The following is an 11,043-nucleotide window of genomic DNA, read 5'->3' as shown; positions in this document are numbered from 1 at the left end:
ATGAGTCTTCCAACTGCGAGTAAAAGACTCCTAAAAGCGGCTTCTGAGTTATCATAACGTTTGATTATGCAACAGGAGAGTCGTTTCTTCTGAATCATAGCTCCATTAACTGACCCTTTTTGATGGCCAAAGCTAAATTAACGCTCCAGAAACCAAACCATTTACTGGTTGACTATCTAGAGATGCGTCGGGAAACGATCCTTAACAAATGGCGTACCCGCTGCTTAGAAGACCAAACACTCAACACCAAAACCAGCTTCTCCCGCGAGGAATTTAACGATCAGGCACCGGCCATGCTTAACATCCTCAATCAGCGCTTACGGCAGGAGAAGGAAGAGTCAAGCCCCTTTGACCTCGCTGGTGAACACGGACTCCACCGCTGGCAACGCGGCTACTCGCTACCCGAACTGCTCGCCGAGTTAGAACATTTGTACTGGATAGTACTCGACGAAGTGCGCACTTTTCAGCAAGTGCATAGTCAGTTTTCGATGGATAGTCTGGGCGAAGCCCATCGACAGGTGTTTAAGATCTCTGTTGAAACCAGCCGAGGCAGCGTGCTCTATTATGACCAACTTCGTCAGACCAATGCCGCCGAACAAGCCAACACCCTGCAGGAATCCCTGAACACGCTTCAGCAGTTGAACCAACAACAGGGTAAACACCTGCGCGATAGTTCCCATGACCTGCGCTCCAGCTTTGGGGTGCTGATGGGTGCAGCCTCCCTCCTGGAACTGCCCAACACGGCAGCCGAGCGAGAGCAATACGTGGCCATGCTCAATCGCAATTTGGTCTCTATTCGGGCTATGCTACTTCAACTAACCGACTACGCCCGCATTGAAGCGGGTCAGGAAAAAGTAGATAGTGAAGACTTTGATGCCGCTACGTTAATTCGGGAATACGTTACCCTAGCTCAACCCTTAGTCCAAGACCGGGAGCTAGTCTTGCAAGCAGAGGGACCGGACAAACTGCCTGTGCGAGGGGATGCGGTCAAGGTCCAGCGCATCTTACAAAACCTCCTCTATAACGCCCTGAAGTACACCCAATCGGGTTCGGTATATGTGTCCTGGACTCAGGAAAACGAAACGCGTTGGATCCTGAGTGTGCAGGATTCAGGACCCGGTTTTGCTCCCAATAGCCCAACGGGTTTGTTGGCCGAGCAGCTAAAACCGCTCAGTCAACCCAGTAGCACCCACCAAGCGGGTGGTCCGGCTGAGTACCCTTTACAAGAACCGCCTACAACAGAAGTACTAAAGGAGCCTTTTGCCCGTCACCAGAAAGAAAGTGAGGGTTTAGGTTTGTTTATTGTCAAGAGGCTCTGTGAGTTGCTTAGAGCCAGTATGGACATTGAAAGCACACTGGGTAAGGGGACTTTGATCCGAATTCGGTTTCTATCCGATTAAGCACTGAGCACCCGTGTCAACATCCCTAAATTTTTGTTTTAAGCTTAACATATCAGTAGTGGCTGTTGCAAAAGTCGGTACTCATCTGGATTATTCGGCTCAACGTCTAGTTTTCAAGGTAAAATTTGGCTAAGCAGTGCTCATCTATTGAACCAACCGAACCACTTTTCGACTTTTGCAACAGCCACGTTAGTTATACAACAGATCCTAAAAAGATACCATTTGTGGCATTGTATGTTATTGACGGCATTTTGTACTTTGTCTATTCCTGTAGAGTCGTTTTCTTTAAAATACCGCTTTCTACACTCTCACTTAATAGCTGTTCGGCATAGGCCCAAATGGACTCAGAACCATACTGAATAGCTTGCTTTTTTTGATAAACTTGATCAAATCCAATCTCGAATTCTCGCCACGTACCCCCATTGTTTGACACGTTTTGCAGTAAGGGCTCTAACCGGTCCATCGCTCTGGCAAATTTCGCTTCAGCCGTTTTTTGCTCTTCGAACTCTTCCCAAATGGAGAGTAGCTCGCTGGCTTGGGAAGAGGGCAGTAAACCAAAAATGCGTTCTGCCGCTACTCGTTCTTCGACCGTGTTATCATGGCTTTTTTGCGTATCGTAAATAAAAGTATCGCCGGCATCAATCTCAACGATATCATGGATAAGCAACATTTTTACGACTTTTAACACATCAATAGGAACATTAGCATGTTCAGATAACACGATGGTCATCATAGCCAAATGCCAGCTATGTTCAGCGTCATTTTCGTTTCTGTCGCTGTTGAAGAGTCTCGTTTTACGCTGGATATATTTAAGTTTATCAATCTCCTTGATAAACTCAATTTGCTTTATTAGTTGACTGGCTTGCATTTGGCTGATGGTTATTCTGACTAGCTCAAAGATAAGCAAAGAGACAGGGGAATAAATACTTCGGAAGTTTTGAGAGTTTTGTCTTAACCGGTAACTATCTGACTACCTGATAATCTCCTACGAGAGTAATAAAGTACAAAATGCCGGTAGTAACATACGTTGCTACAGATGGCATTCTTTCAGGATCTGTTTTATAACTCCGATTATGTAAAAAGAAAAATCTTAGAAGTATTTATATACCATTATTGTAACTGTACTTTGAAAAATACAAAAGCTATCTCTTTAAAAGTTGGTCTAAACTTGTTTTAAGTTCTTGAATTGACAAGTCACGACCAATGACCGTTCTTTTAGCGTCCAACAATACGTTGTCAGGCAAGCGATCTACATGATAGGTGGCTAATACACCATTTTCTTTTGTATCTAGTGTTACCAGCCAAGGAAGTGATTCCTTTTCTAAGTCGACTTTGCCTGATTCTTTATTAAACTCCTGGGAAACCGTTAGCACTTCCAAGCCTGAGGAATGATACGTTTTATATAGTTTTTTCAATGAAGAATGTCTCAATTGGCTAGAGAATAGGTGCGTATGCTACTGATTGAATTGGACAGATATTAAAATCACCGTAACAGGCCCTCGTATTGCACATTTCCGTACCTCACCTTTTTATAAGGGTATCAGCGTAACTTAACTTTACGCTTTCGCTGGTGCATTTGGTGCGGTGTTAAATAATTCAGCGAAGCGTGTGGGCGAACTGTGTTATAAGCCGTAATTGCTCGTTCAACACCCTCGGCGGCTGCGGTAAAAGAGGTAAACGTACGGCTTAGCTTGCAGTCGTCTTTCAGGGACTGAAGCACCCGCTCCGCTAGGGAGTTCTCATTCGGATCACCCGACTCGGTCATACTGATCGTGGCATTCACCTGGCGCAATCGTTGAACATAAGCGTAGGAGCAGTATTGGACGCCCCGATCCGAATGATGGATTAAGGACTGGCTGATATCTTTTCGAGCTAACAAAGCCATATTTAACGACCTTAATGCCCCTTTTGCATGCATGGTCTTCTCAAATGACCAGCCGACGATCTTACGCGAAAAAGCATCCATAATGATGTAGAGATACGCATAAGTTGGCCCAACCGAGATATAAGTCAAATCACTCACCCACAGTTCATTAGCCCGAGAAGGTATTAAATTTTTGACCTTGTTCGGGTATTTGAAATGGGTATGGTTGGACTGAGTCGTGGTAACCTTATTGGCTTTTCGTTTAGCTAACATCCCGTTCTCTTTGAGCAAAGCATGTAAGCGATCGCGGCCCAGTTTGATGCGGTGTCGGGTTAAAAATACCCGCATTTCATGATGCAGTTTGTGGGTACCCATGCCCGGAATGTCACGACGTATTCGCCTGACCTCCTGCAAGATAGCATCCGTCTGGAAACCCACTTTTTCTTGTTGCCGGGTAGCCGCATACCAGGCTTGTCTTACTCGGCCAAACAACTTACAAATTACCTCCATGCCCACTAAGGGGTAGCGACGAGTTAATTTTTCGGCCGCCTGGCGCCAGGCTTTTTTACGATTGGAATGTTAAACTGCTCTTCGGCGATCTGGATCACCGTTTGGTAAGCCTCAGCCTGTAAGCGGAGAAATTGATTCTCCTTCTCCATGTCAGCTAGTTTTCGCTCTAGCGTTTTGACATAGTCCGCGTCTCGTTTCATGGTTTTTCGGCGGTTTTTGGGTTGTAAAAGGGGAAGTAAGCGGAGTCTGAAGTAATTGCGGTTAAGACGGCGCAGCTCCCTCATCGGGATACCCAGGGTTTCTTCCAGTTCGGAAGCCTGGACTCGTTCGGCCCGATAAGCTTCGACAACCTTCCATCGGAATAGGTGTCGAGTTTTCTTTTTCTTATAGCCTAATAAATCATTAAGATAGGTATTCATACTGGATTTTGACTAGATTTTCCAGTAGCATACGACCTGTTATATAAGTGGCATTATAGTACGTTTGAACTGGTTGGAAAAATACTCAAAAAAGCAGTCCTTCCGCTATGAATTGAGCCACTAGCAGGGCAAGTCCGAGGCATTATTAGCGAAACCTGTTTAACATGTGTTGACTCCTGCTAGTGAATTTTAAAGCCTGAACAGTTCAATTGGTGAAAAACCGTGTATGCTATGCTAGGGTCAAAAAATTCAAGGCTTCACTCCCTGTTATTCCTTTTTCTTTCCCCTTTGTAAACACCCTTCTGTATGACCACTTACATTGGTATTGATGTGTCCAAAGATAGTCTTTCTGTAGCGGTTCCAAAACCCAACTCTGGCTGGAAAGTAAACGAATACACCAACTCTCCAGATGGTATTCGTACACTTATAGGTCAATTGCCTGACCAGGCTCATTGCGTGCTGGAAGCTACTGGCTCTTATTCGGTCCTGGCCACTTACATGTTGACTCACTCGGGTGTGACTATCTCGGTTATTAACCCCAAGCAGAGTCACCACTTTGCAAAAATGCATTTGTCGATTACCAAGACTGACCCACGCGACGCAGTCTTACTGGCAGAGTACGGCAAAGCTATTCAACCGCCTGTCTATCAAATGAGTAGTGACAGCTTATTATTGCTTAGACAGAAACGAACGCTCCTGCGTCAGTATCAAAAACAACGGGTGTCCTTACTCAATTTGTTTGCTTCACTCCAGCCTCTACCCTTAAAAGACTCTACTGTTCAGCAGAGCTTACAGCAGATGATCGCTCATTTTGTAGCGGCTATTGCTCAACTAATGGCGGAAATTAATCAGGTTTGTCAAGCTGATTTCGCCGAGCAGTACAAGCGATTACGGTCTATAAAGGGTATTTCTTATGCGGTCGCCACCGCCTTAATTGAGACCACGAATGGCTTTCGTGATTTTGCTTCGGCCAAGGCCCTGGCTAAGTTTATTGGCGTGGCTCCAGTGATTTATCAGTCAGGAAAAGTAGGGATTACAAAGGGAATTAACCGTTCGGGTGATGCCCATTTAAGAAGCCAATTATATATGGCCAGCTTGTCGGCCATTCGCTATAATAAATCTTGCCGCGAGTGCTATCAACGCTTAAAAGCTGCAGGTAAAGTAACGAATGTGGCCTTAATGGCGGTCGTCAACAAACTGCTTCGCCAAGCTTATGCAGTGGTTAAATTCAATGAAGACTATGATCCGAATTATCAACCAATTTTACGCTCGATGGCTTGACTTTTAACACAGTTCATGTTAGTTTAAGAAGGGGAGGAACATTAACTCCTTTGTTTAGCTCATGCCTTAATGATGTTTGAAGAAACAAACGCCATTAACGCATGAGCTAAACGTTCTGGCGACAAAATGTGAGTCGGATGATCTCTTAGGATAGCTGACTGGGGCATACTGGTAAATTCAGCCGTCTGGGGACCTTGTACCATTACTAACCCCTGCTCGTTGTGAATGGCGATGGCCCCTAACGTACCGTCTGAGCCAGCACCCGACAGAATAATACCGATTGCCTGCGCCTTTTCCCCTTTGGCTAATGACTTAAAGAAAAGGTCAACTGACCAGTTCGCTCGTTGGTCAACGAGCCGGTTCTCTAAGTGCAAGAGGCCATCCTCAATACTCATCATCTTGTTAATGGGTAGTATGTAGACACAATTGGGTCTAACTTCCTGCCCTTGGGTTGCCCAACAAACGGGCATGGTTGTATGCCTGGCTAACAGAATGTCAGCCAGGCTAGTATAATCCCGGTTTAAGTGGGCAATGACCACAAAAGCAATGCCTGAGTCGGGTGGTATCTGTGAAAAGAAACTATGTAAGGGGTCCAATCCACCCGCTGATACGCCAATGGCTACGATGTAGAATTTAGTTTCAGTAAGCATAGACTAGAGAATAGTATATACGACCCTTTTCTAACGTTTAGGACCGGGTACATGAAAAATAAGGCTAACCACAAGGAGACAGAAATTCACCCCTAAAGCATTCGTGAAGACCCAACTAGGAAATAGAGTTGGGTCTAATCAGCTCCAGAAAGCACGAATAGCGAAAGGGCCGCTGTATAACGAAGTATGCTAGCTACTCGAAATGCGCTCATTACCTGTTGTTTACTAGCAATTACGCTAATTGATTAAGCCTATCAAACAATATAGTAGCCCAGTTGCTTACCCTTATACAATGATAGAGTGAGATGCCCCTTTTTGGTGTAGATAAAAGCGAAAGCAGACTGGCCCTGTTAGTCTGCTTTTTTGTGGCATCATCAATCTTATGGTAACTCCAAAGCCATCTTCAGGGGTACTTTACTCGCAGTTGATTGGCTCGATCTACGAATATTCTCTTAACATAATAGCGGCCTTTCTTCTCCCTTTCCAAACTGCAATTCGGCCTATTTTCACTGCTTCTATTCGGCAGTTGATCTTGGAATAGTTTCTTAACATAAGATACGTGGCTGTTGCAAAAGTCGATAGAGGTCTTGATTTCCATTTAAGCCGCCTAATTCTGGGGCGAATTTTAGGCAAAATCGACTCCTTTATTGAGCCAGAAGAATCCCTTTTTGACTTTTGCAACAGCCACTGGAATTATGTTTAACTTTTCGCCTGGCTTAACATATAGATGATTATACAAAAAAAGCAGACCAACAATGTCAGTCTGCTTTCCGCTTCTATCCACACTATAGGGAAATAGTAAATTCCCCCTGATACAGCGGAGATAGCGTTAAAATGGTCTAATGACTGATTTTAGCTTTACATAGCGTCACTTATACAACAGAGTATTTGCAACGCTGTCCGTAAAAATCCATCTTTTGTATATGCATGTACGTACGTTTTTAGGGATTGTTTTTACGCTACTGAGTCTTACCGTCTCAGCCCAATTTAGTCAGCAAGAGCGAATACTAGCTAAGCACTATTTTGCTGAAGCAGCCCAAGCATCACGCCAAGATGCAGGGATGCTATGGGGCATCCCGCTCTATGGCCCCATGTTGTTTATAAATGCTCAGACCCGATCAGTAATGGCTAACGTGCCTGATAGTACAGGCCTTTTCGTTCATCAGGATTCGGTTTTTGTAGGCCAACTTCCTGACTCCCTAAATGTGGCAAATACGGCTGTTCAGTGGGCTGGTAAACGCTGGACGATGATCATGTGGCCTCTACCAGATTTGAAGCCCGATAGACTCAACCTGATGATGCACGAATTATTTCATCGAATTCAACCCCAACTTGATTTCACGAATGGTAAAGAAATTAACCCACATCTTGATGAGAGAATGGGGCGCGTATTGTTGCGCCTTGAATTAAGAGCACTACAGCACGCCGTTAGCGGCACGGGGAAAGTTCGTGTCCATCATATTCGTAACGCTTTGTTATTCCGGCATTATCGACGTCTGCTCTTCGCTGGGGCTGACTCAACAGAAGACAATTTGGAACGGAACGAAGGATTAGCTGAATGGACAGGCCTATTGCTGAGCGGGCAGACACCGGCCCAAATGCAGAACCATCTCACGCATCTACTTGCTCAAAGTCAACAAACAAAAAACTTTGCCCGATCTTTTGCTTACCTAACTGGTCCAGCATACGGCTTCACCCTTACCGAGATACAGCCCGACTGGAACCGTAAACTACGAAAAACAGGCTTTATTACCGAACGATTAGTTAGTGCGTATTCGTGGCGAATGCCTAATGACCTAGTTTTAGCTTATCGCAAAGCGAAGAAAGAATACGATGGGATAACCATAGACAAACAAGAGGCTCAGTTTGAAGAGACTCGACAAGTTGAATTAAGGCATTTGAAGGGGAAGTTTCTGAGTAACAATCGCTTATTGATTGCCCTACATAAAATGAATATTTCGTTTAATCCAGGCACCTTGAAAAGCTTACCTAACCAAGGTACTATTTACCCAACTATGCGACTAGTAGATGAATGGGGGGTTCTTGATGTTACGAATGAAGCATTAATATCGACCGATTGGAGTCAAGTAACGGTTAGTTTCCCTAAAGGCGTTAATTCATCCACTCAACTTATCAAAACGCCAGAATGGACATTGACTTTAGAAAAATCTTGGTCCGTTCAATACCAACAAGAAGGTATATGGACATTAAAAAAGGGGAATGAATAAGTCTGGAGTGATAGCTGCGACTCATTCATTGAATTTCCTTGAATATTCTCATAACATAATTCGTAGGTATAGAACGACTCTCGAACATGTACCGTGTTCATTCCCGGACCAAGTTGCACCAATGTTGTACTTTATCACTAACCCATGTCAAAATCACTGTTAGTAGGGGTGTTGTTACTTAGTATTCAGAGGCTCGCCCAGATTCAGCTGCCAGCCGCTAGTCCAGCCGCCACTGTCGCCCAAGCAGTAGGCTTAGCAACCGTTTCAGTCGAGTACAGTCGTCCAGCACTGAAAGGGCGTACCATGTTCGGCGATCAACTCCCGTATGGTAAAGTGTGGCGGACCGGGGCGGACCGTTCGACCAAGCTCACAGTCTCCGATCAAATTCTGATCAATGGGAATAGCTTGCCAGCTGGTAGTTATGGTTTATTTACTATACCCGGCCCGACAGAATGGGTTATTATTCTCAACAAAGATGCTATCGGCAGTGGAGCCTTCAACTATAAGCCCGAAAACGACCTAATACGCGTTCGTGTGAACGCACAAAAGACCGCTCCGACCGAGTATTTCACGATTGAATTCACTGATTTTACGCCTACAACCGCTAATTTATCATTACGCTGGGAGACTACAGAGGTTAAGTTACCCTTGAAGCACGATGCTGATGCTCAGATCATGGTACAATTGCAGGCTGCCTTAACTAACCCAAACGTGTCATCAGCTATTTACTTAGAGGCAGCTGAATATTACTATCAGACAAACCGTGACCTAAAACAGGCCCGGGCTTGGGCTGACCAAGTAATCGCGGTTGATAAGCATTATTGGACTTACTACACGCGCGCTAAGATTGCCATTCGGCAGGGTGACTGCCTAACCGCCCGGGCTGATGCTGAAGCGGGGCTAAAGCTAGCCCAACAGGCAGACGATACTGCATTTGTCAAAAATTATCAGCGGGTGCTCGTTGAGTGTAAACCTTGATCACATCACCGTAGTGCTGACACAAAAGTGGTGGTAAGAGCATCATTTATACTATTTGGTCTGAGAATGAACACTGTACATTTTCGAGAGTCATTCTATAACCAAATTTATACTAAGATATTAAGACAGTAAAAGAGCCTAGTAGTGTGCGTTGCTTGCTTATTGAAAATAGCTACTTTGTAATAGCTCTACTCTCACAACAGACAAGCGAGCTAAGAACCGTTCAAAAGAAGGTCGATGTCCATTTACTTAACCCGAGTAAAGGTCTGGTCTAAATCTTTTCCCCACGTTTTACCGTCCTCACATAATTCGCCTTTTCCGATGATCGTATTGCCATTATCTGTAATGGTCCAGTTGTAGCGTTGCGAAAAACCAGGGACATTCCGCCACCATTTCACCACATTATCTTCCACCGAAACCTCATACTTTCTCGACACCTTTCGTTCGTCAAAGAAGAGCATCACTAATTCGCCCGTCGCATCGTCACTACCAAAGATGCCCATGCCAGCCGGGAAACCTTCTTCGTCTACCTCTAAATACCACTTCAGGAAGGCACCGCCTTCGATCCATTCGAAGGCGGATCGACCGGCTAACACTTTATGGGGGACAGCGGGATGGGTGCTGGCCGTTTTCCATTCGCCCACCAATGCATTGAATTGGTTTAGGGCAGGGTTGGCAATTTGTGCGTTGATAACACCTTGTTTTTTCATGGGCATTCTAAGCCGTTAGTGTATAGGGCGGAGCGAAGCCCTGTAGGCCGAACCAAAATAATAGGTGACCAGCTAAAAAAGCAGTTATATAAGTGAGTTTATGTGCAGCAATCTCTTTCGAGAAGTAATTTAGTAAAATAATAGACGACAACAGCAATGGGTTAAGCCTTAAAAAATGGAGCCAAACACTATATACCAACACGCTGGCGGATGGGACGCTTTATATCGGTTAAGTGATGTATTCTATCACCTGTGTTTACAGGACCCACTCTTGCAACCCCTTTTTGGCCATGAACAGCCAGGACATGTTGAAAAATTTACCGCTTTCACGGCTGAGACGTTCGGAGGCCCTGATCGATTTAGCAAAGAGATGGGTGGGTTTAGGCATCTAATTGAAGCGCATCGAGGCTTTAACATCACGGAAGAACAACGGCAACGTTTTGTCGAGTTGTATTTGCAAGCAGCTGATCAAGCCCAGCTATCAGCTGATGAACCTTTTCGAAATGCGCTTAAATCTCATGTTGACTTCGGATCTCACGTTGCCACTCAAAACTCCCATGCTAGAACCGATGCGGAGTTACACCCCCTACGTGAAGTACCAAAATGGCAATGGTAACTAACGGATAAGCATCCTACTATTAGTCAACTTATCAATTAAAGGGTATCCGATTGGTATTGTCTGAAGCTATACAGAGGGCGTAATCTATAAATAGTTTCTTAACATGTTACGCATTTTTTCTTTTCCTTTCTAAGGTGCAATCCGACCTTTTTGTGTTGCTCATATTGGGGGTTTGAACTTAGAATATTCCCTAAACATAAAAACTCTTATACCACTTGACTGGGAATTGTACAATTTATGATTCTGTAAAGATTCCGTTGTAAAACCTACTTAAACAGCTTTTTTATTTACAATTAGCCTACCACTACCAGTCAATGAAGAATTTGACTAATCCGTCAATACGTCCCTCAGAATTCTACCAATCAATAACCTTGTTTTGGTAAG

General features: G+C 44.5%; 11 protein-coding genes. 5 read left to right on the top strand and 6 right to left on the bottom strand.

The window, feature by feature from the left end:
• Positions 1 to 122 precede the first annotated feature (122 nt).
• Entirely contained in the window at positions 123 to 1,400 is a 1,278-nt protein-coding gene (locus CWM47_RS35205) for a sensor histidine kinase (RefSeq protein ID WP_100993177.1), read from the top strand.
• A 262-nt stretch (positions 1,401 to 1,662) separates the two neighbouring features.
• Here CWM47_RS35205 and CWM47_RS35200 read toward each other — a convergent pair whose 3' ends face one another.
• The 4 genes from CWM47_RS35200 to CWM47_RS35185 form a co-directional block, all read right to left on the bottom strand.
• Positions 1,663 to 2,268, bottom strand: coding sequence for an HD domain-containing protein (locus CWM47_RS35200; protein ID WP_100993176.1), 606 nt, complete (start codon positions 2,266 to 2,268; stop codon positions 1,663 to 1,665).
• A 274-nt stretch (positions 2,269 to 2,542) separates the two neighbouring features.
• The gene (locus CWM47_RS35195; RefSeq protein ID WP_157816161.1) at positions 2,543 to 2,815 is read right to left on the bottom strand and encodes a peroxiredoxin family protein; all 273 of its coding nucleotides are present in this window, start codon (positions 2,813 to 2,815) and stop codon (positions 2,543 to 2,545) included.
• 125 nt (positions 2,816 to 2,940) lie between these two features.
• Positions 2,941 to 3,774 carry an IS3 family transposase gene (locus CWM47_RS35190; protein WP_100993174.1) on the bottom strand — a complete coding sequence of 278 codons (834 nt, stop codon included), beginning with the start codon at positions 3,772 to 3,774 and terminating at the stop codon, positions 2,941 to 2,943.
• A 23-nt stretch (positions 3,775 to 3,797) separates the two neighbouring features.
• A complete protein-coding gene (locus tag CWM47_RS35185; RefSeq protein WP_100987177.1) occupies positions 3,798 to 4,193 on the bottom strand; it encodes a hypothetical protein in 396 nt (131 codons plus the stop codon).
• 306 nt (positions 4,194 to 4,499) lie between these two features.
• Between CWM47_RS35185 and CWM47_RS35180 the strand changes: the two genes are divergently transcribed.
• Positions 4,500 to 5,474 carry an IS110 family RNA-guided transposase gene (locus tag CWM47_RS35180; RefSeq protein ID WP_100993173.1) on the top strand — a complete coding sequence of 325 codons (975 nt, stop codon included), beginning with the start codon at positions 4,500 to 4,502 and terminating at the stop codon, positions 5,472 to 5,474.
• A gap of 59 nt (positions 5,475 to 5,533) precedes the next feature.
• Here the strand turns inward: CWM47_RS35180 and CWM47_RS35175 are convergent, their stop codons facing one another.
• Positions 5,534 to 6,124, bottom strand: a complete 591-nt coding sequence (locus tag CWM47_RS35175; protein ID WP_100993172.1) for a chemotaxis protein CheB — start codon at positions 6,122 to 6,124, stop codon at positions 5,534 to 5,536.
• Positions 6,125 to 7,047: 923 nt separating this feature from the next.
• Here CWM47_RS35175 and CWM47_RS35170 point away from each other — a divergent pair.
• Positions 7,048 to 8,352, top strand: a complete 1,305-nt coding sequence (locus CWM47_RS35170; protein WP_100993171.1) for a hypothetical protein — start codon at positions 7,048 to 7,050, stop codon at positions 8,350 to 8,352.
• A gap of 144 nt (positions 8,353 to 8,496) precedes the next feature.
• The gene (locus CWM47_RS35165) at positions 8,497 to 9,330 is read left to right on the top strand and encodes a DUF2911 domain-containing protein (protein ID WP_100993170.1); all 834 of its coding nucleotides are present in this window, start codon (positions 8,497 to 8,499) and stop codon (positions 9,328 to 9,330) included.
• A gap of 245 nt (positions 9,331 to 9,575) precedes the next feature.
• On the opposite strand, the gene CWM47_RS35160 is transcribed toward CWM47_RS35165, so the two are convergent.
• The gene (locus tag CWM47_RS35160; protein WP_157816160.1) at positions 9,576 to 10,040 is read right to left on the bottom strand and encodes a hypothetical protein; all 465 of its coding nucleotides are present in this window, start codon (positions 10,038 to 10,040) and stop codon (positions 9,576 to 9,578) included.
• Positions 10,041 to 10,215: 175 nt separating this feature from the next.
• On the opposite strand from CWM47_RS35160, the gene CWM47_RS35155 reads away from it, so the two are divergent.
• Positions 10,216 to 10,656 carry a group II truncated hemoglobin gene (locus tag CWM47_RS35155; protein WP_100993168.1) on the top strand — a complete coding sequence of 147 codons (441 nt, stop codon included), beginning with the start codon at positions 10,216 to 10,218 and terminating at the stop codon, positions 10,654 to 10,656.
• The last annotated feature ends 387 nt before the right edge of the window (positions 10,657 to 11,043 follow it).

The organism is Spirosoma pollinicola, assembly GCF_002831565.1.
Classification (GTDB): domain Bacteria; phylum Bacteroidota; class Bacteroidia; order Cytophagales; family Spirosomataceae; genus Spirosoma; species Spirosoma pollinicola.
Note: the sequence above shows the minus strand (reverse complement) of the source record. Positions and strands in the feature narration are given on the sequence as shown.

Coding starts and splice junctions, on each gene's coding strand:
- CWM47_RS35205 (WP_100993177.1), top strand. CDS start 123: ATGGCCAAAGCTAAATTAACGCTCCAGAAACCAAACCATTTACTGGTT.
- CWM47_RS35200 (WP_100993176.1), bottom strand. CDS start 2,268: ATGCAAGCCAGTCAACTAATAAAGCAAATTGAGTTTATCAAGGAGATT.
- CWM47_RS35190 (WP_100993174.1), bottom strand. CDS start 3,774: ATGGAGGTAATTTGTAAGTTGTTTGGCCGAGTAAGACAAGCCTGGTAT.
- CWM47_RS35185 (WP_100987177.1), bottom strand. CDS start 4,193: ATGAATACCTATCTTAATGATTTATTAGGCTATAAGAAAAAGAAAACT.
- CWM47_RS35180 (WP_100993173.1), top strand. CDS start 4,500: ATGACCACTTACATTGGTATTGATGTGTCCAAAGATAGTCTTTCTGTA.
- CWM47_RS35175 (WP_100993172.1), bottom strand. CDS start 6,124: ATGCTTACTGAAACTAAATTCTACATCGTAGCCATTGGCGTATCAGCG.
- CWM47_RS35170 (WP_100993171.1), top strand. CDS start 7,048: ATGCATGTACGTACGTTTTTAGGGATTGTTTTTACGCTACTGAGTCTT.
- CWM47_RS35165 (WP_100993170.1), top strand. CDS start 8,497: ATGTCAAAATCACTGTTAGTAGGGGTGTTGTTACTTAGTATTCAGAGG.
- CWM47_RS35160 (WP_157816160.1), bottom strand. CDS start 10,040: ATGAAAAAACAAGGTGTTATCAACGCACAAATTGCCAACCCTGCCCTA.
- CWM47_RS35155 (WP_100993168.1), top strand. CDS start 10,216: ATGGAGCCAAACACTATATACCAACACGCTGGCGGATGGGACGCTTTA.